Consider the following 24,638-nt stretch of genomic DNA (forward strand, 5'->3'; position numbering starts at 1 on the left):
GGCCACAATCCCGAAATCGCTAATTTTGCGCCGGAAAGTAGATCCTATGCAGGCGCGACGGACAGGAGGGTTGTGTTACCGCTTCGGTTTCTACCTTCCCACCAGGTGTGCATAGGAGAGACGCTGATGGAAGCCCGGACAGTGAACAACCTGCCGCCCGCCGCAACCCATGATGACGCCGTACGCTGTCTTCTTGCAATCGAATTAAGCAAGAAAAGTTGGATTGTTGCCGTCAACACGCCCTTGTCGGACAAGGTCAGTCGCCACACGTTGAAGCCCTGCGATGGGAAGGAGCTGTTGGATCTGTGTGAGCGAATCCGGACGCGAGTTGCCAGAGAAACAAAGCAGCGCGTGGAAATCGTTTCTTGCTACGAAGCTGGCTACGACGGCTTCTGGCTCCACCGTCTGCTCCAAGCACATGACATCCGCAACCACGTCATCGATCCGGCAAGTCTGCAGGTTGATCGTCGAGCGCGTCGCGCGAAGACTGACCACGTCGATGTCGAGCGATTGCTCCGATCACTGATGGCGTATCTGCGGGGTGAGCCGAAGGTTTGGAGCGTTGTGCGCGTGCCAAGTGTCGCCGAAGAGGACGACCGTCGGCTCCATCGTGAGCGTGGTCGGTTGATTAACGAACGTATCCAACATGTCAACCGGATCAAGGGACTGCTCGCGATCCATGGCACCTATGAGTACCAACCGCTGCGCCGCGATCGGATGCAGCAGCTGGAAAGGTTGCGCACCGCTGATGGTCGATCGTTGCCGCCGCGGCTCATGGCGGAAATCCAGCGCGAACTGCAGCGGTTGGAGCTTGTCATCGGAATGATCAAAACGATCGAGGCGGAGCGCGATGCCATTGCATCGGCCAAGACTGAGGCGGAGCATACGAGCGCAAAGAAGATCCAGGATCTGGCCATAATTAAGTGCATCGGCCCCGAATTTGCGAACACACTTGTCGGCGAAGTGTTCTACCGCTCATTTGACAATCGCAAACAATTGGCGAGCTATGTCGGTCTGACGCCAGCGCATTTCCAGAGCGGTGCGACGTGCCGTGATCAGGGGATCAGCAAGGCTGGCAACGCCAAGGCTCGCACGGTCATGATTGAGCTCGCCTGGCTGTGGTTGCGGCATCAGCCTGACAGCCCCTTGAGTATCTGGTTCCGCGATCGTGTTGGCAAACTCAAGGGCCGCATCCGGCGGATTACGATTGTCGCCGTCGCACGCAAGCTGCTGATTGCGCTCTGGCGCTATCTCGAGACAGGTCTGGTGCCTGAAGGCGCCGCTCTGAAGGTGTGACTAGATGAGCTGAAAGAGGACGAAAGGAACATTACCGATTCCAAGGCGGTGTGTGACCGGTTGCCTAGCCTGGCTGCAATACGCCGCAAAGTAGAATGGTCCCATCCTCCTTGGAGCCCTGTGCCCTCGCACTGTTGCATGAGGGACCTTGGTACGGGTTCGTCCCGACCGGATATAAGTTGATGCGGTGAGCGCCGCATAGCGAAAGGGCTCCGCCTTGGGTCAATTGAACAAACGTCATCGGAACGTCAAAACGGAGGAAAGGATCAACAGAAACGCAGCTACGTTTGCAGCGTAATGGCCGGGGACGCCAATCGTAGCTCGGCGCGCGCTTTCGCCGTCAACCCCTCGCGCCTTCCGGCGCGACCCTCCGGGCTCCGAGGGTTGACCGCTCAGCGCGGCCAAGCAAAGGGGCCTGCCGTGCCCATCAATGCAGAACCGCGCTCGCACGAGCCCGCTCTTGAAACGTAAGAAGAGAAGAAAATGTTGATCGCGAAAAAAACTTCTTGACACGGCAAGGCCTCCGAGGCCCTGCGAGCACCGCGAATTGTTGCCATGGGCCAAGGCCCCGGAGCACGGTTAATAGATTTCGACGACAGGGGTCTCTCCCGCCGCCAGACGGTTATGGAGGGAGATTCATGGAAATACTGTATCCGCGCTGTGCAGGGTTGGATGTGCACAAAGACATGGTGATGGCGCGTGTGCGTTGCGTGAGCGAGCCGGCGGTGGATGAAACGCGCAGCTTTGCCACGACGACAGGGGCCTTGATCGAACTTCAGGAGTGGCTGAGCTCGCACGCCGTCACCCACGTGGGGCCAGGCCCGAGCTTGAGGGCATGGAACATGCCGCGCTTCTCGCGATCTTCTGTAGGCTTTCTCTCCCTGCGGATGCTGCCGGTCGCCATCAGTGCAGAGTATGAAATAGGCACCAACTGCGAAGATCCATTTTCAGCGTTTTGCAGCTCAGCCGGCAGCCGCCGCTCCGAACCCAGCTCGGTGCGGTCTCGCTGCGGACCCCGAACGGGCCTCCGTAATCCCGCGCCGTCAGCAATAGAATACGGTCCCAGAGTCCCTGCAGCATTTCCACGCTTTCGGGCTGACATTTGCAGCTATCCCGCGTATCGCTGCTCTTAGTATGCATCGGCGTCGAGCGAGGATAGCTTGAAGGATTTTAAGACGCTGGACACTATACGCCGGATAGGGCAATTGACCTGCGAAGCCCTAGCTCGCTCGAGGCTCGATCGCATCGGGAAAAGCAGACCCGCCCTGATGCGCACAAAGCTTTAACAGGGAGGATTACCAGCTTTCTGACGCGACCCTCCTAAGCCACACTCGCGGATCTTTACGAATTCGCAGGCAAAAGAATGGCCGGTCATGGGTACAGAACCGAGCAGGACGAATCGGGCAAGCAAGGCGATCTAAGCCATGTTAGGAGGGAAGGGATGAACGAGTTTCCTGATTGCGTCGAATGGTGGATCGCTACCTGGCACGCCATCTCAGCGCCGAACGCACATGCAAGGCGTGGGGTCGCCCCGCTGGCTGAGACGATCCGCAAGGTCGAGAGCATGCGTGGGACTCTTCGTTTCGAGGACGAGCCAGCAAGCTTCAACGCAGCGCTCATCGAGGCGAAAGGGAAGGCGCAATGAGCAACCTGGCCGAACTTACCTTGACCGAGGCCGCAGACGCCATCCGTGCGGGCAATGTCTCTTCGCTCGAACTCCTTGACGCTTGCTTCGCTCACATCCGCGCGCGGAAAGAACTCAATGCCGTTATCTGGCTTGACTACGAAGATGCTCGCCAGTCTGCGCTCAGGGCCGACCAGGCAACAAAGAAAGGTGGCAAGCTCGGCCTCCTGCATGGGATCCCTATGGCGCACAAAGACATGTTTTATCGAAAGGGTAAGCCTTGCACCTGCGGCTCGCGCATCCGTAAAAACTTTGTGCCCGAGGTGACGGCGACTGTGCTTGCCCGTATGGATGCGGCGGGTGCCTACAGCTTCGGTGGGCTCAACATGGCTGAATTCGCTTGGAATGGAACCGGACACAATAAGGAATTCGGGAACTGTCACAACCCTTGGAATCTGCCCTATGTCGCAGGCGGTTCTTCCTCGGGCTCAGGTGCGGCGGTGGCTGCGTGCATGACTTATGCGGCTCTTGGATCCGACACCGGTGGTTCAATCCGGCTTCCGGCCGCCGCCTGCGGCATCACGGGCATCAAGCCGACCCAGACGCGGGTCAGCCGCGCCGGCGTGATGCCGCTCTCCTTCTCGCTCGATAATGTGGGGCCCCTTGCGCGCACCGCCCGAGATTGCGCTCGCATTCTGTCGGTGATCGCAGGGCATGATCCATTGGACCCAACCAGCGCGACTGAGGATGTGCCCCACTATGAGGAGGCACTTAACGGCAAGCTCGACGGCCTCAAGATCGGTGTCCCGACGACGTATTTCCTGGACGACGCGGATCAGCCGGTGGGCCTCGCATTTGACGAGGCAGTCCGGATGCTGGCCAAGCTTGGCGTCAAGGTCGAGCGCATCCCAGTGCCCTTGATCGACGACATATTGGCCTATGCCTTGATCCTGTGCCGAGTCGAATCGGCCACCAGCCATGCCGAATGGATGCGCAAGCGCCCGCAGGATTACACTCAGGATGTCTCATGGCTTTATGGGGGCTATGCTATTCCTGCAACCTACTATTTGGAGGCCTTGTCCCGGCGCGGACCGCTCCTGAAGGAGTTTGCAAAAGAGGTGTTCGGCCGCGTCGACATGCTTGCGACGCCTACCATCCCTTCCTGCGTCCCGACTTTGGCGGAGACTGACGTGGAGGGGCAGGCAGTCGACGCCGAAGCCAAATCGAGGGCGCTTTCGGCCAACACCATCGTCTTCAATTACTTAGGCCTTCCGACAATTAGCGTGAATTGCGGCTTCGATCCAAACGGGCTGCCGATCGGCCTCTCCTTTACCGGCCGCCCATTCGCAGAGGTAGACATTCTCAAGTTAGCTGACGCCTATCAACAGGAAACCGACTGGCATAAGTGTCGCCCGCCATTGCTGGCTTAGGTTATGAAGAGGGATCTTGGTCACATGTCGGGAAGAAGCGGCGCGTGACTATGCGGGGACCGTCGAAGCAAAAGCAGAACTCGCCGAGGCCGAGCGGAGGCTTCGGTTAACAGCGACTTCACTGCTGCCGGACGATGCCGGTAATTGGTCTTGCGGGCTCCATCCATCAAGATCAAGATCGCGCCGCAGCTGGGACCATGCGGCCAACACCCACGCCGCTTTGCTCCGCATGGCCGCTGGCGCACGCTGACCTTCTCGGTGCCTTGCGCTGCAACCAGCTCACGGCGCCTTGCGTTTTCGGATCAACGGCCAATGCTTCCGGGCTTACGTCGAGCAGCAACTCGTCCCCGTCCTCGTGCCCGTGACATCGTCGTCATGGACAATCTCGGAGCCGCTATCGCGCAGATGATCCGCGCGGCCGGAGCCAGGCTTTGGTTCCCGCCGCCCTACTCACCCGACCTCAACCCCCATCGAGCAGGCCTTCGCCAAGATCAAGCACTGGATGCGCCTCCCGCAGAAGCGAAAGCTGCGCGATGATCGGCGGCGTTGTGGGGCCGATATTGTCCTTATCATCTCGCAGACCCTACCGAAGCACCTCAAGCATTTCGATCTTCTCGACGGCGTATTGGTTGGCCACCCGCGCTATGCTCTCACTGTTGCTGTGGCGCTCCGTCAGACCCTCATCGAGGCCAGTGGATCTCGCCTGGCGCAGCAGGGACAACAAACCAAGATGGACCAGATCTACCAATATCTAACCGGCATGAAGTTTCGGGAGGGTGGAAGCTGTTGTCGAGAAATTCAATGATATGCGCGAGGACCTCGACAAAGTGCGAAAATTCATAAATCGGCAACGGGCAAAGGCGAAGCTCAAATCGTCGCAGTCGTCGACTCTACAGTTGGTATGGTGGGAGACTACAGGCAATCGCTGGTAAGCAATGCCCGAGATTTCAAGTCTCGATTTTCCCTCGCTAGAAGATTCGAGCGAGGCGGATCGGTCGGCCAGCTGAAGTCAGCGCTTAGAAGCATGTCGAGGCCGCCAGACGCGCAGCCATCTTTCGCACTCTTGTAACGAATTACTTCTATTTGCAGCTGTAACTTCGCTTGCCAACTTATTTTGGGCACTTAAGCAAGATGACATCCAATGCGGCGTCTGAAGTTGGTGCCCCGCGACATTGAAGCACAATTTGATTTTCGAAATCGGCTCGATCTGGAGTAACCCTCCGGTGAGGCTTTCAATTACCCACAAATTCTCCTCCGACCATGGCGCCCAGCGCGATGTCGGTGAGGCGTGACCGCCCGCGCCACATGACGGTATTGCCGGGCGGCGGATCGCTGGCGCGGGCGAGATAACCGCCGAGCCGGGCGATCTTGATCAGATAGTGCGAAAGCGTTTTCTGTCTTGCTTTTGATTTGTCGTTGACGAGGCGATCGAGCACGCCGAGTTCAGTCGCAGTCAACGCGAGGGTTGGTGGCGCGTCTGGGGCGGAACGGTTGAGCATCGTCATCCGGAAGACCCGCCAACTCAGGATGCAAAAGAGCGAGATCAGATTGGTCAGACGCTGGGCGGTCCTGAGCTTCGACGTGCGGGAACCAACAGGCAGGTCGGTGATCAGCCTCCAATCGATCTTCTTTCTGTTTTTCGGCGTCCCGCGCTCTTCGGCATGGATCACCGTCAGGGTCAGAGCGGGATAGCGCTTCTGCTTTCCGATCGGCGGCAGGACGCGAATCTTGCGATACCTGATCTCAAGAACGGCCTGGTCGGGATCGCCGTTGCTGTCTCTGACTTCGATGCGATGGAGCCCTTTGACGGCGACCTCGTCCATTTCGTCGGCGATCGTGTGATCCCCGTCTCCAGCCAAGCGGTCGACGCAGGTCCTGATCAGGAAATGGGTTCCGATCTCCTGTGCTGCAGAAGAGCTCGTAGATGTCACTCTCGCGATCACCAATATGGATGCATCGTCCCGGATGATCCAAGAGTTGCGTAGACTGCTTGAGATTTTCCAACCACCGGACGCTTTCCTTTTTCTCGATGGGAATCCGGGTCGGATTGATCTTCTTTTTAAGCGCCGCCGTCCCCTTGAATTTCTTCCGGGTCCAGAACTTAACGGCCGCCAACCCCAGCGGCACGCCCTCGATTGTAACCGCGAGGCTCGAATGCATCAGGATGCCGCAAACCGTGTGCGATCTGAGGCGACCCGCCTTGTCCCGTCCACTGTTTATGCTCTTGGTGATGCCGATCGCTTCTGACTTCCCGCGTTGATAGCTGAACTCGGTTGTATCATGCAGCACAAGAACGAGACCTTCAGTGGCGGCGGCACGATCACGTGTCGATTGGAAATGGCCGGCCAGAATGTCCGCTTCGTTGACCCGGTCATTAGAGAAGAAGCGGTAGGCTGCCTTGGTATTCGCCCAATCCTGGCAGACGAGCGGAATGCTTTGTCCCCTGGCGCTTCCAATCTGCGTGAGCAGTTTGCGGAATCTGTCGCCGAGCCGCGCGTCCCTAAACTTGCATCCACTACTCTCTCGATCAATCCAACATTCACCTTCCAAGGACCGCAAACAGCCTTTTGCCGATCGATCCGTTAATGTCAGCCCCATAGAGCACCCCTTGCGAATCAGGTGCTCAGAAAGGAATCACAAGTGATTCTTTCGATTCAAGATTTCGCCGATCAGCGGATCAGCCCGAGTGGTCAAAGTTATGGGTAATTGAAAGCTCCCGAATGCTTACGATATGGAGAAGATGGGCCCCTCACATTCATACTCCAGGGAGTATCCTCGCTGACAACTTCGTCAGAGGTTGTCAATCGGGCTCATGTGGGGAGATGGGCGCGAGGCAACGATCAATGTCTCGGCAAAAGGCCCGGCATCCGATAAGAACGAGGTTCGGTATCTCTCTCAGAAATTTATTGAGAGATTATGCGCTGACAATGCAGCCAGTGGAGAACTCACTAGAGAAATTGAAGCTTTTATTTCTCGTATCTAAGTCCAATGGAAACTCTAAATGCCTCGAACTTTCATGACTTGCGCGAGAAGCGTACAGCGGGAATCATTGCCGAACAACGCAGATTGCAGAGCTATCCCCGAAAGTTGGTGACGGAGGGAATCGGAAAGGCGGCATATCGTGGGGGTGCTTGACGCCTCCACTTCTCCACCGAAGGAGCGATATGCCGTGTCCAAAGATAACATTATCAAACGGCGGGGCCGGTCAGACGGCGGCGATTATGGGCTGACGGTCGGTCGGCTTGGCGATGACCTCGAACCCGTCGTTGAATGTCACACCAAGAACGATTTTTGGCAACTGGTTGCGGCCATCGAGACGGCGCCAGCTTTTCTGTGCGCCCTCGACCAATTTGAAGACCATGGCGATCGCGGTCCCGTTCGACAGAGAACCCTTCGATCAGATGGTGCGGTGGCGCACGATGGCGAAGGTGCTTTCGATGGGGTTGGTAACTGGTATGAGATGCTCGGTGCCGACGTTCCGCTGCGACATTCTGACATCGTGGCGTATGGTGCGAGCATCGGGACAGAGGCACCGGGAGCACGAAGTGCGGGCAGGCCGATGCATTCGATGAGCCGAGAGCTCGAGTTAGTAGCTGGCCGCCTCTGCGACTCGCCCGGTTGCGCCGTGAGCGCGAATCCGTAGTTGTCGTGTTGCCCGCAGCTTCCGTCATGTATCACAGGAGGCGCGAATGCGACGGGTGATTGGCATTGACGTCCACCGAACCTTGGTAGTTTGGGAGAGCGGCAGGCTCCGACATGCGGGCCGCATTGATATGACGCGGACTGCGCTGGAGGGATTTGGCAAGACCCTGCTGGCCAGCGATGAGGTTGTGCTCGAACCGACCGGCAACAGCATGGCAGTGTCACGAGTGCTGGCGCCATTCGTGGCGCGAGTGATTATCGCCAATCCGTTGCTGGTGAAGGCAATCGCCCAGGCTCACGTCAAGACAGACAAGATCGATGCCGGCACGCTCGCCAGTCTGCAGGCGACGGGATACCTCCCGCAGATCTGGACACCTGACGCGGAGACCGAACGCAAGCGCAGACTGGTAGCGCGGCGCTACCAAATCGTGCGGCATCGCACGCGGCTCAAGCACGAGGTGCATTCGATCCTGCACGCACACTTGGTCCCGAAGTGCCCACATGCGGATCTTTTCAACGCCCGCGGCCGGGCATGGTTGGCCGCTCAACAGTTGCCGGACGATGCGGAGCGGCCATCGATCGGCACGTCCGCGAGCTTAATCGGCTGGCAGAAGATCTGGCCCTGCTCGATCGCGAGATCGCACAGGTCGCAATCGATGATCCCGCGGCCAACAGATTGATGACCATCACCGGCGTGAACCTGGCGGTCGCCGCCGGCATCGTGGCGGCGATCGGCGACATCAGCCGGTTCAACGGCCCGCAGAAGCTGGTGAGCTATTTTGGGCTGAACCCGCGGGTGCGGCAGTCAGGTGCGCGTTTCGCGGGATCGTGAGCAAGGTTTTCGGAGCCTTGCAGCGCTTCGGCCGACAACTCAACCGGCTTAGGGATGACCTCGTGGTTAACGAGGAAGCCCAATGCCTACCCAGAGATTGTCGATGCGCCGGATCAAGGAAGTCCTTCGGTTAAAACATTTTCAAGGCCTGCCAGAGCGGGCCATTGCGCGCAGCGTGGGCGTCAGCAACGGCGTTGTGCACAGCTACCTGAGCCGCGTCCGCTCTGCTAGGTTGAGCTGGCCGCTTCCGGAGGGAATGACGGATGAAGACCTGGAGCTTTTGCTTTTCCCGGCCCCACGACCAGCGTCTCAGAGCCCGCAGCGGCCGGTGCCCGACTGGAGCTACATCGATAAGGAGCTCCGCCGACGCAACGTAACCCGTCGCCTGCTCTGGGAGGAGTATCGCGCCGTCAATCCCGACGGTTTCGGGTACACCTGGTTCTGCACCACCTACGAGGCCTGGAAGGGGCGGGCCCGACCTTCGATGCGGCAGATCCATCTTGGTGGCGAGAAGGTGTTCGTGGATTTTGCCGGCGACACCATCGACATCGTCGATCCCCTGACCGGGGAAGTGCAGCCGATGAAGCTGTTCGTCGCGGCGATGGGCGCTTCGAACTACACCTACGCCGAGGCCTGCCCCAGCGAGAGCTTGGCCGACTGGATCCGAGCCCACGTCAACTTGTTCACGTTTTTGAGCGGGACGCCGACGTTCGTGGTCTGCGACAACCTCAAAGCCGCCGACAGCAACCCCGACCGCTTCGATCCCGGCCTCAACCGCACCTATGCCGAGATGGCGAGCCACTACGGCACGGCCATTCTCGCCGCACGGCCGCGGCGCCCAAAGGACAAGGCGAAGGTCGAGGTCGCGGTGCAAATCGCCCAGCGTTGGATTCTGGCCCGGCTGCGCAATCAGCGCTTCTTTTCCCGGGCCGAGCTCAACGCCGCCATCAAGACACTCGTCGACGAACTCAATGCTCGTCAGATGCGTGGCTTTGGCTCAAGCCGCGCCGAACTGTTTGCCGAACTCGACAAACCCAAGCTCACCCCGCTGCCAGATCAGCCCTATGCCTTCGCACGCTGGAAGCGCTGCCGCGTCGCTCCCGATTATCATGTCGAGGTCGACGGCCATTGGTACTCCGCGCCGTATCGTCTGATCGGCGAGCTGGTCGATGCCCGTATCGACGATCGGACGGTCGAGATCTTCCACAAGGGCAAGCGGATCGCCAGCCATGCCCGCGCCCCGAACCGACGCGGACACACCACCATCGCCGACCACATGCCCAGCGCCCATCGCCGCTACGGCAAATGGACCCCCGCCGCGGTGATCGCCGCCGGCGAGCGGATCGGCCCTTCGACAGCAGCGTTTTTCCAGGCCGTGATCGACGCCCGGCCCCATCCAGAACAAGGCTTTCGAACCTGCCTCGGCATTTTGGCGCTCGTCAAAAGCTACGGCGCCGAACGCGTCGACGCAGCCTGCCGGCGGGGCATCCTCATCAAGGCGCGCTCCGTCGCCTCCATCCGATCGATCCTCCAGAACGGCCTCGATCGCACGTTCTTCGACGAATCTTTCGAACACCAGCCCCTGCGCCACGGCAACATCCGCGGACGCGACTATTTCCACTGAAGCAAGGAGAGACCCCGCATGCTTAACCACCCAACCCACGAGCGGCTGATCGAGCTTGGCCTGACCGGAATGGCCAAGGCCTTCGAGGAGCAGCGCCGATCGCCCGATCTCGAAGCCCTGCCGTTCGAAGATCGCATCGGCCTGTTGGTCGACCGCGAAGTCGCCGAACGCGACACCAGGCGGCTCACCACCCGGCTCAAGATCGCCGCACTGCGCCAGACCGCTTGCGTCGAAGACGTCGATCTGCGCACCCCGCGGGGCATCGACCGCGCCGTTTTCGTCAAACTCGTCGCCGGCGACTGGATCGATCGCCACGAGAACTTGCTCGTCACCGGGGCAACCGGCCTGGGCAAAAGTTGGTTAGCCTGCGCGCTCGGCCACAAGGCCTGCCGCGACAACCGATCAGTCCTCTATCATCGCGTTCCAAGGCTGTTCGAGGCGCTCGCGCTCGCGCGCGGAGACGGACGTTACGCCCGGCTCCTCAAAAGCCTCGGCCGCGCTCAGCTTCTGATTTTGGATGATTGGGGACTATCGGTGCTCACCGTCGAGGACCGCCATGGCCGCGCATCCACCATCGTCACAAGTCAGCTCCCCGTGGACACCTGGCATGGAGCCATTGGGGACCCCACGGTCGACGACGCCATTCTCGATCGCCTCGTCCACAACGCCCACCGCCTCCAGCTCACCGGAGAAAGCATGCGAAAACGCAGCGCCAAAACCATCGCCCTTGACGGCCAACCAGAACACTGACTCTATCTCCCCATCGGCCGGAGCGGGCTGCTCACGATCGTCTGAATTCAGTGCTCACGATCGCGCGAAATCGATGCTCACGATCCGTGAAATCCGCAAGTCAGGACTGGGAGCGGCCCATCACGGCCATATCAGCAAGTTCGGCCGCAGTCACGCGCGCGCCATGCTGGTCGAGGCGGCCTGGGCCGCGGCCAAGGCGCCCGGTCCACTGCATGCTTTTTTTCGTGCGCATCCGCGCCCGGCGTGGCCATCAGATCGCTACGGTGGCCGTGGCTCGCAAGCTCACTGTGCTCTGCTGGCATTTGTTGACAAAGGGCGAGGATTACCTGTGGGCGCCCGGCGCTGGTCGCCAACAAGACCCGCGCGATGCAGCTTCAAGCCGGGCAACCGCAACAGAAAGGCAGCCGGCGTGGACCAGCCTATGCCTACAACATCAAGGCGCTGCGCGACCACGAGATGTTGATCGCCGCCCGGGCGGAGCACAGCTACGAACGATTCGTGTCACAGTGGAAACCGCGGCGGCCCCAAAAGACCGGCGCGCGGGCGCCTCAGCTCGGCAAGACAAAATAGGCAATCCGGTGACGCTTGCAGCCGACGCGTCACGCTTCGCCACCAGGTCGCCAGCGCTTGACAATCATAGGCTCGACTGACGGGCAAATTCCAGCATGCCGGGAATGCCCGCCCGTTCCAGCGCAACGTGCCACCGTGCTCGGGCCGGTCAAGGCCGAGCCTCGCGGTGGCCGCAAACGCGGCCAGCCTTGACCGCCCCTGCGCGCGGCGGCTGCGAGATCGGTGGCCGGGACGGAAGAATGGCCCGCGGCGCGCAGCCGAACAAAAGAATGGACTTGTAGCGATTTCCGCAATCGTCTTGATCATGAAGAAATCGCTTTTCCATCTCATCCGTCGTCCGCAAGTGTTTCCAGTGCTCGGCCGGGAAGTCGTAGAATGCGAGCAGCGTGTCTCGATCCTTGCTCAGGCAGTCGGCCGCCTTCTGGTATTTCAGCGCGTAGATTTCGATGAAGGCGTCGAACGCCAGCTCGGCGGCGCCCTTCGTTTCAGCCATCCAAATCTCCTGCAACGCGCGCTTGGCTTTCGGCTGCTAGCTCTTCGGCAGCTCGGCGAGCACGTTTGCAGTCTTGTGCACCCAGCAGCGCTGCTCGCGCGTTTTCGGCCACACCTCGCCGGCGGCTTTCTGAAGCCGAGTGCGCCATCGGCGATGACGAGCCGAGGAGGCACATCGGAGCCCGCACCGCTTCAGATCAAGCAGCAGATCGCGCCAGTCCCGCGCTCTCGCGGGCACCATCGACGCAAGGCTAAGCATGTCGAAGCCATAGCCTAGGCTAGAATGATGATGGATAGCGCCGTTTCAATTATTTTAGGAAGTTTGATAGCGGCTGGAACGGCTTGCGCGGCGGTTGCGAGCCTCACGTGCGTAAAGTTAATTGCGTCCTTTACATAAAGAATGACGCTGGCGCGAGACGGTGTCCTCAATGCCAATCCCGCGGTGGTTCGCGACGTTCTGTTCACCAGCAATCCGTTTTTCGATGTCAAGAACTTGAGCAGGTGCGCTATGAGATGGTGCGCCGCCATCAGATGGACGTCTGGCCACCAGCGAAGCTGCCACAGCATTCGGCGTTACCCGACCGAACTTCTACAAAGCTCAGAGCGCCCTGAAGACGGCAGGGCTCGCCGGTCTGCTACGGAGCAGACGTGGCCCTAAGGATGGTCACAAGGTCTCTGCCGAGGTCGTTGCCTTCGCGATCGAACTCAATGCCGCAAAGCCAGAGATAACGACCCCGCAGTGTCTCGACGCCATCAAGTCGCGGTTCGGCGTCGAGGTGCACAGGCGCGGAGCGGGCATTGGTGCGCAAAAAAAGAATCAAGCGAGCCTGATTGTCGCGCCGGCGGACGCAACGACAATCTACGAGAACCTGCGGGCCGCGGTGCTGACAGGCGAGGCTGCCGCGAGTCCCGGCCTCGGAATACGTCGCCGCCAAGGTTCGGCGGCTTGGATGCGGACTCAGGGGCAGGAACCTCATGTCGAGGTCGCTTGCCGCGACCCGCTCCCCGCTCCGCGAAGCCAGATCTGTCATCGTGGGCGAGCGACGTCACCCGCCTCATCGCGGGCACCATGATCTCACTCGCAATGGAGCCCATGCATGCCAGAGCTCAAGGTCACCTCCGACCACCTCAAGCGTGATGCGTACCTCTATGTTCTCCAATCCACATTGCGGCAGGTCGCCGAACATGGCGAGAGTACGCAACGCCAATTCGCGCTGGGCGACCGCACGATCGCGGCGGGCTGGACGATCGAGCGCATTCACGTGATCGATCGTGATCTGGGCAAGTCTGGAGCCAGCTCGGCCGCGCGCGACGGCTTCGAACAGCTCGTCGGCGAGGTGGCGCTCGGCAAGGCCGGCATTGTCATTGGTCTGGAGGTCTCGCGACTCGCGCGCAACTCCGCGAACTGGAATCGCCTCATCGAACTGTCGGATTGTTCGCGACGTTCATTCTCGACGAGAATGGCATCTATGATCCGCCCGGCTTCAACGATCGTCTGTTGCTCGGTCTCAAAGGCACCATGAGCGAGGCCGGGTTGCACATCCTCAAAGCGCGCATGCGTGGTGGTCAGCTCAACAAGGCCCGGCGTGGCGAGTTGGCAATTTTTTCTATCTTAGGGCTGCCAAAGCTTTTCTGAGAGGTACTCTGACATCGACTTACCGACCGTATTGGAGAGCAAGATCGCGGCCAGGCAGGTATCGCCGGTCTTATACACGAACTTCGTGCCCGGCTGATCGACCCTGGGCTGGCGGCACACGTAGGCGACGGTGGGATTGACGCCAACGAACAGCGCCGACCACAACTTGGAGCCATCCCCGTTGGGATCAACGTAATCTTCGTTGAACTTCACGCCCGAGGTCATGGTAATAAGTTGGCGATGGTCACGCCCTCATAGGCGCCGTCCTCGAGCTTGGTGATGTAGTCGGTGACCGGCGCATCCATGCTTTTGATGCTGGCATCCTGAATCGCCGCGCCGACCAGGATCGCGGTGACCGACTTGGTGACGGATTGGGATTTCTAGCCGTCTTCTTCCGTACGACCGAGGCTGTAACACTCGAGAAGCACCTGGCCGTACTTGAGCACGATGACGCCCGACACGCGCGCCGCTTCCATGTAGCGGTCCACGTCCATGGCCTGGCCCTCCAGGTCCAGTGGGGCGAGATATGATGGACAGCTATGGGCCGGAGATTCACATGCGTTCCGCGGCCCACCAACGGATCGGATGGATTTTTTCCATTGAGCGGTAGCCAATGATGTGCTGAGCGGGAGTCCACCGCGAGGGCGACCCTATCGGCGCCAGAGGCCCTGCAGAACTCGTGTTCATCGTTTTCATCCGTTTCTCCTCTCAGCCTTTATTGCACGTCGCAAACCCGCGCTCGACGACAGGGGGCGCCGATGCCAATGAGCTATTGTATGGGGAGAACGCGGGCTATGCAGCAGTGGTCGATGCATCATCTTCCTTTGTCCCGCCATTGCCGTTCATTCCAATCGGTCAAGTATCCGCGACGATGACCCCGTACTCCGTCCGCCACTCCACCCCTACCTCTTCGCCCGGACTCGGTGTGAAGGCTGAAACATCCGCCTTCGGGCGCACATAAACGATTTGATTGAGAGATTCTAATTCGTACTTGAGCGTACCGCCGAGGTACACCACCTGCCGTACACGGCCGATAATCCGCTGACTCGCAGGAGCCGTCGGCGAGTTTACAGAAACCAAGCTGATTCTATCGGGCCGGATCACCAATGCGCCCCGGGATCCAAGCGCAAGGGCCTCGTTCGACTGAACTAGACCACATAGCTGCCAACCGTCGCCTTTGACCGCCATAATTTCTTCGTCACGACTTAATACCCCGCGAAAGATGTTCGCATCGCCGATGAAGTCCGCCACAAACACCGTCTTGGGTTTGTCGTAGATGCCTTTCGGACTATCCAGCTGTTCAATACACCCGCGATTAAATATCGCAATTCTGTCAGACAGTACGAGGGCCTCCTCTTGATCGTGGGTCACGTGCAATATGGTGATACCGAGTTCCTGATGCAGCCGCCGGATTTCCAGTTGCAGCGACTCGCGAAGTTTTTTGTCCAGCGCGCCGAACGGCTCATCCATAAGCAAGAGACGCGGCCGGTAAACGATCGCGCGCGCGAAGGCCACGCGTTGCTGTTGGCCACCTGACAGCTGCCGTGGGAAGCGTTCCTCCAGGCCCTCTAGTCCCACGCGGCGCAGCGCCTCACGGATCAATCCTGCCCGCTCGGCCTTCGGGGTGCGGACTAAGGGGAAGGCAATGTTCTGCGCTACGGTAAGATGTGGGAATAGGGCGTAGTTTTGAAATACCATGCCGATGCCGCGTTTGTGGGGTGGAATGCGGGTCGCGTCGCGTCCATCGATCAGGACCCGCCCCGCCGTCGGCTGAATGAATCCTGCTACCATATTGAGCGTGGTCGTTTTGCCGGAGCCGGAGGAGCCGAGTAGCGTCATAAACTCCCCCCTTTGCAACTCTAGGTCCAGCGCATTAACAGCGACAAGAGTTGTAAAAGTCTTGGTAACGCCTTGCATCAGCAAAGCCGGCTGCTGCTGCTCCGCCATCACCTCGCTCCTCGGTGGGATAAGAATGTTCATCGCTGCGTGCCTTCGCCAAGAAGTTGTCGCCTCCCTCGGACAAGCATCAAGCCGAGGATAATCGAAGTGATTGCTAGGAGAATCGTAGAGACTGCAGCCGATGTAGGTTGGACCGAGTACTTCACCTCAGCGAAGAGGTAAACGGGAACGGTAGTGACTTTCGCGCTCACCAGGAAAGATGAGATGATGTACTCGTCCCAGGATCCCAGAAACGCAAAGACAAACCCAAATAGAATCCCCACATGAATCTGCGGAAGAGTCACGCGCCAGAAAACCGCCATCGGGGCGGCGCCCATGATCGCGGCCGCCCGCTCGAGATTGCGGTCCACTGTGACTAGGGCAGATGTTATCATGATAACTGAATACGGCAGGTTCAGTACGGCGTGCGCCAGGATCAGCCCGAGCACGCTCCCGACGAGATCGCCGCCGAGCGTGACCGGCCCGATCTGCCACCCGAAGGTCCACACAAAGAACATGCCTATTGCGATCACGACGGTGGGAACGATCAGCGGCGCCATAAGTAGGGCTGAGATCACCCGTTTCCCGGGAAATCTGCCCCGCACGAGCGCCAGCGCAGCCAGTAGACCGAGGATAGTCGCGAGTGCCGCCGAACCAATGCCGATCTCGAGCGAATTCATAAGGCGCCCCCGCCACGCGGAACTCGTCAGCACGGCCTCGTACCATTGGGTGCTGAATCCAACGGGCGGCCATATCATTTGATTGCCCTGCGTGAAGCTCAAGGGCACCATAATCAGCATCGGTGCTATCAAGAAAATGCAAACAACGATGCCGAAGGCGCCGAGCAGCATCCGAGGGAAGCTTCTTGGGGTCATTCGGTCACCTGCCCGCCGAGGACGCCACGGAGCGGTACAGCGGCGCTGGCGACGATGAGCACGACGAGCACCACAGCGAGCAACGTTACGCTGATGGCGCTGGCGTAACCCCATTCCACGTTCTGAACATTCACTACGACTTGCTCGGCGACAGACAGATATAGGCCGCTTCCCAGTAGCGCAGGCGTGATATAAAACCCTAGCGCGATGACAAACACGAGTACGCATCCCGCAAGAACGCCAGGCATGCTGAGCGGCAGGATTACGCGAACAAATGCGCGAGCAGGACCCGCGCCAAGTATCGCGGCAGCGCGCGAATAGTCGCGATCGATTCGGCGCATTACCGCATAGATTGGAAAGGTCATGAAGGGCAGCAGCACCACCAGCATGCCAAACATCACCGCGAAATCGTTGCGGATCAATGGCATTGGCTCGCTGATAAGACCTAGTTTGATCAGGGTGTTGTTTGCAACTCCCGTGTCACGAAGGAGCACCGTCAGTGCATATGTCCGAACAATGAAGCTGACCCACGATGGGATGAGGACAGCCAGCTGCAGTGCAGCGGCAAGCCTAGGTGACGAGATATACATGAGATAGGAGTAAGGATAGCCTATGAGCAAGGACCCGATTGTAGCTACGGCGGCCGTCTTGACGGTCGCGAGAAAGGACGCGGCCATGACCGGGGAAGAGAAAAGGCGAGCGTAGTTCTCGAAGCCATGATGGGGGTCAACAAAGCTTTGGGTGATGACAAATGCCAACGGCCAGAAGAAGAAGGCCACAAGAAATATCAAGGCCGGCAACACCAACCAACCCCATCGGTTGGCGGGCGCCGCTTGCGCCCCCGCCCGTCTGGAGATCCAATTCCACGGCATTCCGCCACCGACCAAAAACCGTCTTCGGACCAAATGTCGAGACGCCGTCGCTAGATCATGGATCCAGCCAAACCGCGAATGTAGCGCTTGTAAAACCACAGCCGACGCGAAGCCTCTCGTTTTTTGGTTCGAGTTTCGTACGAGTTATAGGATTTGATCCGAATTGCTTTGTTTTATCCGGCCTTCCAATGTTGATATCGCTCGTTAATCTCAGCTTGATGACTACCTATCCAAGACGCGATCTGTGGGCTGTTGAGGAGTATGTGGGGTTTGTCCAAATGCCTGAAGGGAAGATCGTCCTCCCATTTAGACTCGATCTTTGAATATTTGTTCGAGGGGCTGGTCACGCTGCAGCTGCTTATCCGAGCATTGATCTTTCTGCTCAGGACGAAAGCTAGATACTTCATCGCCGTTTCCTTATTCGGATTACCCTTGGGTATGGCCCACGTATTTCCGACTACAAGGAAACCATTCCATACCTGCGCCACGGGCTTGCCGTCGGCACGCGCCGCTACAACGCGGCTGGCATAGCTCACGCTCAGCGGCGTTTCTCCCGACGAGAGCAGGTCTTGAGCCTGGGCCCCTCCAGAAAAAAAGACCATTTCCTTTCTGATGGTGTCGAGCTTCTTAAACGCGCGGTCGAAGTCGAGCGGGACGAGATCTTTGGGATCTACACCGTCGGCAAGCAAAGCCACAATGGGCATTTGTAGCGCATCATTGTTAACCCCGCGCTTGCCTGGAAACTTCTGTACGTCAAAAAAGTCCACCCACCCAATCGGAATCCTTCCTCCTGTTTTCTCAGTATTATATCCGAGCGTCGTTGCGTAAGTCCCGTCTGCAACCGTATAGGTCTGAGCCAATTCCGGGATCAACTCCTCCCTGTTGATGACCGAATAGTCAATGGGCTCAAGATATTTTGCGGCGTCCGGCGAATAGGGAAGGAAGGTCTCGACATACATTACGTCAGCAATGTAGTTGTGGCTGTTAGCTGCGAGCTTGAATTTTGAGTCGTTGTAGTTTTCGGGGACAGTGAGAACCTCAATCCCTGTCTCTCTTTCGAATGGCTGAAGATACGCCTCACGATAACAGCTCCCGACCGTACCCGACGCAATTTCGACCGTCAGCGTTTTACTCGCCGCCCTCGCGCGATCAAGCATCGCCACCGGTCCGAGGACCGCGCCCAGTGCCACGCCGCCGCCAACGGCAAGCGTTCGCCGCCGGGTGAAACGCGCTGAAAATTGGGTAGCTGTTTTCGGTGCCTCTGAATCCATTGCTTGTTTCCTCCTGGCCGTCTGGCGCATGCCGTTATGGCGAAGCTTCAGCGCCTAAAGCCGGCGAAAAACTCGCAGGCTTGCAGAAATCCGGCAAAAATGAGGGTCAATTCGCAAGCGGCCGTGGTTGGAGCCCCCGGAGAGCGCGGCAATATGAATCGCGTCGACCGTGAGTCAGGCCTCACCAGAGTAAGATTGCATCTATGATAGGGCACCACCAGCACGCCTAACCTTCGTCATCGGGTCCCGAAGTGGGGGCTACGCTAACGGAGCCAGATTGGCGATCTCGCGTTCGGCATCACGGCTTGAAATCATCACCAACGAAGGAGCCTTTGATGGCAGCCTCCAGGGTGTTGGCCGTGAGAGGAGAGGAGACAGCCAGGGCAATCGCCCCGCGCAAAATCAGCACAGCCTCTTTCAACCTTCGAGCCAGAGAAGACCCCTCGATCTCGCGATATTGCCGATCTTCGGCACTCGCTGGTTGGCGCCGCGGCTCCCGAGGTTTCTCTCGCAGAAACCGGGCGTTGCGATCAATCTTGCAACGCGCCTATCCTACTTTGATTTCCGAACCGAAGCACTGGATGCCGCAATCCATTTCGGGCCGCGGGACCGGCTCGGCGTTGAGATGGTCCTTTTGCTCTCCGAAGCGGTCGTCCCGCCTGCAGCCCGGAGCTGAAAACGCAGTGCGGGTGTCGCGCCGCAGGTGATCTCAGGAAGGCACCACTGCTCGGCATTTCCACGCGCCCCAATGCTGGGACCAATGGTTTTCGGCCCCAAAAAAATCGCGGGTCGATCCGGACGGATGATGTATTTCGATCAGTTCGCTACCGTTGCCCAGATTGCGATGGTCGGTCTCGGCGTGGTCGCTGCTGCAGACCTTCCTCGTCGAAGACGAGTTTACCAGCGGAGAACTCATTCGTGCCCTCAGCCTAATTATGGACAGTGCCGAGCGATACTACTTGGTATGACCGCCTGAGCGATCGAGCCCCCTCCCCTTGTTGCATTTCGGGATTGGTTGGTCGCCGAAACCGCGGATCGGTGAGAGATTCCATGGTTCCGAAACGATCGAATTAAGGTTCGTTCAAACCTGGCTGACAAGTTTTCATCCTAACCCGCAATGCTGCGGCGTCTGTTTGGCTTTACTCTTTGTCAGGACATCTCATCGAAGGCCGTTTTGCGCGACGTGAGATGATGTGCCTCTGAAGACGCGCGTTTGAAATGAGCGGCGGCGCGTGGAGCGTAGTTCAGAGGCGCTCCTGAAGCGGTGGGTTTCGTCGGAAAGCCCGAAGCAATCACGTTTGCCATGTCGCAGAGCGGACCGGCTTCCGGCAGCGGTTCTCGCTCGAACACATCTAGCATCGCACCAGCGCTGGCGCTGGCACCGGCGCGGAGAGCCTTGATCGGTCAGTCTCAACGACGACATTGTCCCGGGCGATATTTATCAGACGGCCTCGCGCCGTATGCGCGCGATCTCGGCTGCGCCGATGAGACCTATGGTCTCTGGCGTCGCCGGCACGGCCAACGACGAAATCGCAGAGCGGCAGCAGCTCCTGCAGCTCATCAGAACCGAACAACCGGTCTACGCCTTCGACCGGGAGAGAACGACTACGGTCATCCCGGCGCTTGTGAAGCCGGTGTTCAGCTCTCTCGTGGTGACGTCATGCTGCGCGCCCATTGGTCACCATCAGACAACTTCGCCCCATCGAGGATCAGGATCGTGGAATCGATAAGGACTTTGCGCCGAATAGTTTGCTACGTCGAAAATCTCACATGCTCTTGTTGAAATACCCAGCACACTCAGCATACTGCTAAGGCAATTTCTTCGCGTCGCATTTATCCGTCGCTGAAGTGAATTCCTGCGTCATACAGGTATTTCGCGACGAAAATCTTCTCGAGCTGGAGCCGAAAATGGACTACGACCGACTAGACGCCCGCATCCTTGAGGTTGTGCAAAAGAACAATCGTCTCACTTCTGAGGTCATCGGTGAACTGACAGGGCTCTCTGCTACCGCGTGCCAGCGACGACTGAAGCGGCTGCGCTCAGAAGGCATCATTGAGGCCGATGTCTCAATCGTCTCGGCGAAAGCCGTCGGAAGGCCTATTCAAATGCTTGTTCTTGTAACTCTGGAGCGGGAGCGCTCGGATATAATCGATAGGTTTAAGAAGGCCATCAAGTCGTCCGTTGAAGTGGTAAACGGGTTCTATGTCACTGGCGATGCTGACTTTGTCTTATACATTACCGCTCGTAACATGGACGATTATGAGCAGTTCACCAGGCGATTCTTCCATGAAAATCAGGACATCAAGGGGTTCAAGACAATGGTTGTGATGGACCGCGTAAAGGCGGGCCTCGCCATTCCAGTGGAGATCCCATGCAAGGATTAGCGCCGACCCGATGCCGATGTCTGATCCCACGTCTGCATATATCTGCGCTCCTTTTCGTCGCTCACTCCCCTAGAACGCAAATAAACTGCACTGTCGCTCCTCTATTCTATGTTTCGCAAACACTTTGGCTGAGGAGTTCGGCGGCTCGAAAGCACTCAATCGACTATAGTTGCTGCCGGCGTGGGTTTGCACAAGCGCAGCCGTTCGAAGTAGTTGAGGCGTGCGCTAGCTCGGGAAGCGTCGGCCCTCCACATCGGCGCGAACTGGTACGCATTCACCAAAGCTTGGAGCGCTCGTTCGGATTGGTGTGCTGGAAGGCCCTATCTACGCCGCGAACGAACTCCGCCCTGTGATTGTACAGCCGACAGGGACAATGGTTGTCGAGTACCAACCGATTGCACCTTCCGACTGAAATGAAGTCGCATATCCAAGCCTGTACCGACACAGCTTCCAGTGCTTGGTCGATCAGCTCATTGGAACTAGCGATCTCGAGAACCTTGGGCTTGGATGGCCTACACTGGCGCGGCGCTTGATCTGTGTTCCTTTGCCCACCTGTTGGAGGAGATATGCCCGTCAGCGCCTTTGAGCTTTTCAAGATCGGCATCGGACCGTCGAGCTCGCACACCGTTGGTCCAATGATCGCTGCGCGGAGATTTCTGCACGAGGCAGAGATTGGCGGCGTATTCGACGGAATCGCTGAGGTTACGGTGGAGTTGTTTGGGTCGCTGGCGCTCACCGGCCGTGGGCATGCTACGGATCGCGCGATCTTCTTTGGACTTCTAGGGGAACAGCCAGACACGATCCAAGTAGATAGGACTATCGCGCAAGTTGAAGAGATACGACGCAATGGCCGCCTGCCCTTGCTCGGGCGGCGCCCCATAGAGTTCGATGAGCGCACGCACCTGCTGTTTCATCAGAGAGAGAAACTGCCGTATCACCCAAACGGGCTGCGCTTTTCTGCCCGTGACTCAACCGGCAACATCGTCTACCGGCGCGATTACTATTCAGTCGGCGGCGGTTTTGTGGTCGCCGAAAACGAGGTAAGCAATCCGGCGAGCAGAGCCACGAATTTGCCCTACCCCTATCGATCCGCTCAGGAGCTACTGGCGATGGCAGCATCGAGCGGATTGCGAATTGATGAGACCGCCCTTGCTAATGAAACGGTTCGGCGCTCGGTTTACGAGGTACGAGCAGGATTGGACCGGGTTTGGAGTGCGATGCGCGCCTCAATCGATCGTGGCTTGCATTACGAGGGCGAATTGCCCGGAGCTTTCCGCGTCCGGCGCCGCGCACCAGGACTTTATCGACGGCTAAATGAGGGTCGCGGACGCAACGATTCTTCGCGTCCGCTGCACGAACTGGATTGGGTCGCAGCTTTTGCCATCGCTGTAAACGAGGAAAATGCGGCGGGTGGCCGCGTCGTGACTGCGCCGACAAATGGAGCCGCGGGTATCATTCCCGCTGTGCTTGGCTATTACAACGGCTTCTATCCCATCGCTGATCGGACCGAGATCCACCGCTTCTTGCTAACGGCGGCGGCCGTCGGCTCGCTATACAAGAAGAACGCTTCGATCTCAGGGGCCGAAGTGGGCTGTCAGGGCGAAGTCGGCGTCGCCTGCTCAATGGCTGCCGCCGGCTTGGCCGCGGTGCTCGGAGCCAGCAACGAGGAGATCGAGAACGCAGCCGAAATCGGAATGGAGCACAATCTCGGCCTCACCTGCGATCCGGTCGGCGGATTGGTGCAGATTCCCTGCATTGAGCGCAACGCTATCGGCGCCACAAACGCGATCACCGCAGCGCAGCTTGCCTTGTCCGGTGATGGCCGCCATCACATCAGCCTGGACAAAGTCATCGAAACTATGCGGCAGGCGGGTGCCGACATGCAGACTAAAAACAAGGAAACATCGCTCGGGGGACTCGCCGCTAACGTGACCTTGTGCCGATCGGATCTTCCAGCGGCTATGGTGGAACGTGCAGCAAGAAGTGCGATAATAGTTTCGCCACCATTCAAAGCAGTCTGTTTAGTCGTCCGTTCTTTAATCTTGGGCACGATGTCAACCCCGATAGACAAAAATGATCCGCTGCCGGGTTCATGGTTCTTTCCGCGGTCGTCTCTATGCCGGAGCGCCGCATGATGGCGTTCAAGAGGTGTGGCATCCCGATGTTAAGAGCGCGGTGCGTAAAGCCCGCAGGGACGACTTCGAGATTGCCCACACCATCGTCCCGGCAGGGACGCTTGTTCCGCCGAAGGCGGATCCGGGTTGGTTTAAGACTGGTTCATGCGGTGCGCATCTCTGCCTGGAATTCGGTGCCATCAGTCCAGATGGCATGGAGGATGACAGCCATTTTGCGAGCGACGGCAACCTTGGCCTTCTTGGTGCCGATGCGTTTGGCCAGTTTGCTGCCCCGGCGCTTGAGCGCAGAACCTCGCCTGACAACGGTCAGCAGGACGTTCGCGGCCTCGAACAAATAAGTTCGCATCTGGCGGTTGCCGCGCTTGGAGATGCGGCCAGTGCGATCCATCTCACCGGATTGATAACGTCTTGGTGTCAGGCCTAGATAGGCGCCCACGTCGGCGGAATGTCTGAAGCGATTGGGGTCGTCGATGGTAACGACGAAGGACAGGGCAGTCAGGGGACCGACACCGGGAACGGTCATCATTCGCCGAACAATTTGGTCGCCTTTTGCCACTGCCATGAGTTGTCGATCGAACTTCTCGATTTGTTCAGTCAAACAGGACTGGGCAAGCGGCAGCGGTGCGAAAATATCTTGCAAATCCGGCGCTTCAGCAAGCACGGCGTCCACTTTGCGAGCCAGGTTGGTCGAGCCGGCCTTGCCGAGTACTATTCCTAACCCCTTGCACAGACCGCACATTTGGTTGTCAATATCTCGCCGTAGATTCACCAGCTTGGTTCGTGCCGCCAGCATCGAACGAGTTTTCCAGCTCTCCGCCCCCTTTCACGGCAGCTTCCCGGTACCATCCCATGCGGGCCATTTCAGCCAATCCCTTGGCATCGTTCTGATCCGACTTGTTGATGCACATCGATAACGCCGCGTTGGCGTGACGCGCATCAAGGCAAATCACCGGAAAGCCCAGTGCCCTGAGTTGATGCCAAAACCAATTGGATAGCGAGCCCGTTTCAAAAACGATTCGCTCAGCATTGCCTGCGTGACGCCGCAGGAGCTTAGCGATCGCCTCCGGATTGGTCGGCGCACAACCTTCGAATGTCACGCCGCCGGCCTGATCCAAAACGCAAATGTTGGTTTCTTCCATAGAGATGTCCAGACCAACGTACTTCTTCATAGCGCGGCTCCTTTTCGATTTGCTGACGCCGATCGTACCGATCCTCGTGTTCTCAAGAAGACGTCAGCCGCGATTACACCATGTGAAGAACGGGGAT

General features: G+C 58.6%; 22 protein-coding genes and 4 pseudogenes. 14 read left to right on the forward strand and 12 right to left on the reverse strand.

Going from position 1 to position 24,638, the window contains the following annotated elements; translation table 11 throughout:
• The first annotated feature begins 126 nt into the window (after positions 1-126).
• The 5 genes and pseudogenes from QA640_RS37780 (at position 127) to QA640_RS37800 (ending at position 5,155) form a co-directional block, all read left to right on the forward strand.
• Entirely contained in the window at positions 127-1,296 is a 1,170-nt protein-coding gene (locus tag QA640_RS37780) for an IS110 family transposase (protein ID WP_283037780.1), read from the forward strand.
• Between the two features lie 1,441 nt (positions 1,297-2,737).
• Positions 2,738-2,941, forward strand: coding sequence for a hypothetical protein (locus QA640_RS37785; RefSeq protein ID WP_283037781.1), 204 nt, complete (start codon positions 2,738-2,740; stop codon positions 2,939-2,941).
• Positions 2,938-4,350, forward strand: a complete 1,413-nt coding sequence (locus QA640_RS37790) for an amidase (protein ID WP_283037782.1) — start codon at positions 2,938-2,940, stop codon at positions 4,348-4,350. Before QA640_RS37785 ends, QA640_RS37790 begins: the two co-directional genes overlap by 4 nt.
• Before the next feature lie 192 nt (positions 4,351-4,542).
• Positions 4,543-4,885 (forward strand): annotated as a pseudogene (locus tag QA640_RS37795) (transposase); the annotation flags it as partial.
• A 36-nt stretch (positions 4,886-4,921) separates the two neighbouring features.
• The gene (locus tag QA640_RS37800) at positions 4,922-5,155 is read left to right on the forward strand and encodes a DUF2130 domain-containing protein (protein WP_283043012.1); all 234 of its coding nucleotides are present in this window, start codon (positions 4,922-4,924) and stop codon (positions 5,153-5,155) included.
• Between the two features lie 427 nt (positions 5,156-5,582).
• On the opposite strand, the gene QA640_RS37805 is transcribed toward QA640_RS37800, so the two are convergent.
• The 3 genes and pseudogenes from QA640_RS37805 to QA640_RS37815 form a co-directional block, all read right to left on the reverse strand.
• A complete protein-coding gene (locus QA640_RS37805) occupies positions 5,583-6,173 on the reverse strand; it encodes a hypothetical protein (protein ID WP_283037783.1) in 591 nt (196 codons plus the stop codon).
• Complete coding sequence (locus QA640_RS37810; protein ID WP_283037784.1) at positions 6,094-6,948, reverse strand: transposase DNA-binding-containing protein; 855 nt, start codon at positions 6,946-6,948, stop codon at positions 6,094-6,096. Before QA640_RS37810 ends, QA640_RS37805 begins: the two co-directional genes overlap by 80 nt.
• A gap of 607 nt (positions 6,949-7,555) precedes the next feature.
• Positions 7,556-7,798 (reverse strand): annotated as a pseudogene (locus tag QA640_RS37815) (IS256 family transposase); the annotation flags it as partial.
• Between the two features lie 241 nt (positions 7,799-8,039).
• Here QA640_RS37815 and QA640_RS37820 point away from each other — a divergent pair.
• The 5 genes from QA640_RS37820 to QA640_RS37840 all read left to right on the forward strand — a co-directional run bounded on the left by QA640_RS37820 (position 8,040) and on the right by QA640_RS37840 (position 11,768).
• On the forward strand, positions 8,040-8,672 hold the full coding sequence (locus tag QA640_RS37820; RefSeq protein WP_283037785.1) for a transposase: 633 nt from the start codon (positions 8,040-8,042) through the stop codon (positions 8,670-8,672).
• Entirely contained in the window at positions 8,672-8,824 is a 153-nt protein-coding gene (locus QA640_RS37825) for a transposase (protein ID WP_283037786.1), read from the forward strand. The genes QA640_RS37820 and QA640_RS37825 overlap by 1 nt, the downstream gene beginning before the upstream one ends.
• Positions 8,825-8,906: 82 nt before the next feature.
• A complete protein-coding gene (gene istA / locus QA640_RS37830; RefSeq protein ID WP_283037787.1) occupies positions 8,907-10,448 on the forward strand; it encodes an IS21 family transposase in 1,542 nt (513 codons plus the stop codon).
• Positions 10,449-10,466: 18 nt separating this feature from the next.
• On the forward strand, positions 10,467-11,198 hold the full coding sequence (istB, locus tag QA640_RS37835; protein WP_283037788.1) for an IS21-like element helper ATPase IstB: 732 nt from the start codon (positions 10,467-10,469) through the stop codon (positions 11,196-11,198).
• A 366-nt stretch (positions 11,199-11,564) separates the two neighbouring features.
• Positions 11,565-11,768: a hypothetical protein gene (locus tag QA640_RS37840; protein ID WP_283037789.1), complete on the forward strand. Its 204-nt coding sequence runs from the start codon at positions 11,565-11,567 to the stop codon at positions 11,766-11,768.
• 319 nt (positions 11,769-12,087) lie between these two features.
• Here QA640_RS37840 and QA640_RS37845 read toward each other — a convergent pair.
• Both QA640_RS37845 and QA640_RS37850 read right to left on the reverse strand, forming a co-directional pair.
• A pseudogene (locus QA640_RS37845) lies at positions 12,088-12,502 on the reverse strand (transposase); the annotation flags it as partial.
• 31 nt (positions 12,503-12,533) lie between these two features.
• On the reverse strand, positions 12,534-12,827 hold the full coding sequence (locus tag QA640_RS37850) for a hypothetical protein (RefSeq protein ID WP_283037790.1): 294 nt from the start codon (positions 12,825-12,827) through the stop codon (positions 12,534-12,536).
• Positions 12,828-13,357: 530 nt separating this feature from the next.
• Here QA640_RS37850 and QA640_RS37855 point away from each other — a divergent pair.
• A pseudogene (locus tag QA640_RS37855) lies at positions 13,358-13,857 on the forward strand (recombinase family protein); the annotation flags it as partial.
• Positions 13,858-13,872: 15 nt separating this feature from the next.
• Here the strand turns inward: QA640_RS37855 and QA640_RS37860 are convergent.
• The 5 genes from QA640_RS37860 to QA640_RS37880 all read right to left on the reverse strand — a co-directional run bounded on the left by QA640_RS37860 (position 13,873) and on the right by QA640_RS37880 (position 18,852).
• Positions 13,873-14,109, reverse strand: a complete 237-nt coding sequence (locus QA640_RS37860) for a serine hydrolase (protein ID WP_283037791.1) — start codon at positions 14,107-14,109, stop codon at positions 13,873-13,875.
• 642 nt (positions 14,110-14,751) lie between these two features.
• Complete coding sequence (locus QA640_RS37865; RefSeq protein ID WP_283037792.1) at positions 14,752-15,843, reverse strand: ABC transporter ATP-binding protein; 1,092 nt, start codon at positions 15,841-15,843, stop codon at positions 14,752-14,754.
• Positions 15,844-15,872: 29 nt separating this feature from the next.
• On the reverse strand, positions 15,873-16,685 hold the full coding sequence (locus tag QA640_RS37870) for an ABC transporter permease (protein ID WP_283037793.1): 813 nt from the start codon (positions 16,683-16,685) through the stop codon (positions 15,873-15,875).
• Between the two features lie 20 nt (positions 16,686-16,705).
• Positions 16,706-17,512 carry an ABC transporter permease gene (locus QA640_RS37875; RefSeq protein WP_283043013.1) on the reverse strand — a complete coding sequence of 269 codons (807 nt, stop codon included), beginning with the start codon at positions 17,510-17,512 and terminating at the stop codon, positions 16,706-16,708.
• 242 nt (positions 17,513-17,754) lie between these two features.
• On the reverse strand, positions 17,755-18,852 hold the full coding sequence (locus QA640_RS37880) for an ABC transporter substrate-binding protein (RefSeq protein WP_283037794.1): 1,098 nt from the start codon (positions 18,850-18,852) through the stop codon (positions 17,755-17,757).
• 277 nt (positions 18,853-19,129) lie between these two features.
• Here QA640_RS37880 and QA640_RS37885 point away from each other — a divergent pair, with 277 nt between their 5' ends.
• From QA640_RS37885 to QA640_RS37895, 3 genes are all read left to right on the forward strand, one after another.
• On the forward strand, positions 19,130-19,528 hold the full coding sequence (locus QA640_RS37885; RefSeq protein ID WP_283037795.1) for a LysR substrate-binding domain-containing protein: 399 nt from the start codon (positions 19,130-19,132) through the stop codon (positions 19,526-19,528).
• 1,232 nt (positions 19,529-20,760) lie between these two features.
• The gene (locus QA640_RS37890) at positions 20,761-21,237 is read left to right on the forward strand and encodes an Lrp/AsnC family transcriptional regulator (RefSeq protein ID WP_283037796.1); all 477 of its coding nucleotides are present in this window, start codon (positions 20,761-20,763) and stop codon (positions 21,235-21,237) included.
• Positions 21,238-21,803: 566 nt separating this feature from the next.
• Positions 21,804-23,372 (forward strand): L-serine ammonia-lyase, encoded by a 1,569-nt coding sequence (locus QA640_RS37895; RefSeq protein ID WP_283037797.1) that lies wholly within the window; start codon positions 21,804-21,806, stop codon positions 23,370-23,372.
• 142 nt (positions 23,373-23,514) lie between these two features.
• On the opposite strand, the gene QA640_RS48440 is transcribed toward QA640_RS37895, so the two are convergent.
• A complete protein-coding gene (locus QA640_RS48440; protein ID WP_283037858.1) occupies positions 23,515-24,165 on the reverse strand; it encodes an IS110 family transposase in 651 nt (216 codons plus the stop codon).
• Positions 24,119-24,541, reverse strand: a complete 423-nt coding sequence (locus QA640_RS48445; RefSeq protein ID WP_349253665.1) for a transposase — start codon at positions 24,539-24,541, stop codon at positions 24,119-24,121. The genes QA640_RS48440 and QA640_RS48445 overlap by 47 nt, the downstream gene beginning before the upstream one ends.
• Positions 24,542-24,638: the final 97 nt, after the last annotated feature.

The sequence above is a fragment of the Bradyrhizobium sp. CB82 genome, assembly GCF_029714405.1.
GTDB lineage: Bacteria > Pseudomonadota > Alphaproteobacteria > Rhizobiales > Xanthobacteraceae > Bradyrhizobium.

Excerpts from the sequence above, each read along its gene's own strand:
- QA640_RS37780 (WP_283037780.1), top strand. The coding sequence starts at position 127 with ATGGAAGCCCGGACAGTGAACAACCTGCCGCCCGCCGCAACCCATGAT.
- QA640_RS37785 (WP_283037781.1), top strand. The coding sequence starts at position 2,738 with ATGAACGAGTTTCCTGATTGCGTCGAATGGTGGATCGCTACCTGGCAC.
- QA640_RS37790 (WP_283037782.1), top strand. The coding sequence starts at position 2,938 with ATGAGCAACCTGGCCGAACTTACCTTGACCGAGGCCGCAGACGCCATC.
- QA640_RS37805 (WP_283037783.1), bottom strand. The coding sequence starts at position 6,173 with ATGGACGAGGTCGCCGTCAAAGGGCTCCATCGCATCGAAGTCAGAGAC.
- QA640_RS37810 (WP_283037784.1), bottom strand. The coding sequence starts at position 6,948 with ATGGGGCTGACATTAACGGATCGATCGGCAAAAGGCTGTTTGCGGTCC.
- QA640_RS37820 (WP_283037785.1), top strand. The coding sequence starts at position 8,040 with ATGCGACGGGTGATTGGCATTGACGTCCACCGAACCTTGGTAGTTTGG.
- QA640_RS37825 (WP_283037786.1), top strand. The coding sequence starts at position 8,672 with ATGACCATCACCGGCGTGAACCTGGCGGTCGCCGCCGGCATCGTGGCG.
- istA (WP_283037787.1), top strand. The coding sequence starts at position 8,907 with ATGCCTACCCAGAGATTGTCGATGCGCCGGATCAAGGAAGTCCTTCGG.
- istB (WP_283037788.1), top strand. The coding sequence starts at position 10,467 with ATGCTTAACCACCCAACCCACGAGCGGCTGATCGAGCTTGGCCTGACC.
- QA640_RS37840 (WP_283037789.1), top strand. The coding sequence starts at position 11,565 with ATGCAGCTTCAAGCCGGGCAACCGCAACAGAAAGGCAGCCGGCGTGGA.
- QA640_RS37850 (WP_283037790.1), bottom strand. The coding sequence starts at position 12,827 with ATGCTGTGGCAGCTTCGCTGGTGGCCAGACGTCCATCTGATGGCGGCG.
- QA640_RS37865 (WP_283037792.1), bottom strand. The coding sequence starts at position 15,843 with ATGGCGGAGCAGCAGCAGCCGGCTTTGCTGATGCAAGGCGTTACCAAG.
- QA640_RS37870 (WP_283037793.1), bottom strand. The coding sequence starts at position 16,685 with ATGCTGCTCGGCGCCTTCGGCATCGTTGTTTGCATTTTCTTGATAGCA.
- QA640_RS37880 (WP_283037794.1), bottom strand. The coding sequence starts at position 18,852 with ATGGATTCAGAGGCACCGAAAACAGCTACCCAATTTTCAGCGCGTTTC.
- QA640_RS37890 (WP_283037796.1), top strand. The coding sequence starts at position 20,761 with ATGGACTACGACCGACTAGACGCCCGCATCCTTGAGGTTGTGCAAAAG.
- QA640_RS37895 (WP_283037797.1), top strand. The coding sequence starts at position 21,804 with ATGCCCGTCAGCGCCTTTGAGCTTTTCAAGATCGGCATCGGACCGTCG.
- QA640_RS48440 (WP_283037858.1), bottom strand. The coding sequence starts at position 24,165 with ATGCTGGCGGCACGAACCAAGCTGGTGAATCTACGGCGAGATATTGAC.
- QA640_RS48445 (WP_349253665.1), bottom strand. The coding sequence starts at position 24,541 with ATGAAGAAGTACGTTGGTCTGGACATCTCTATGGAAGAAACCAACATT.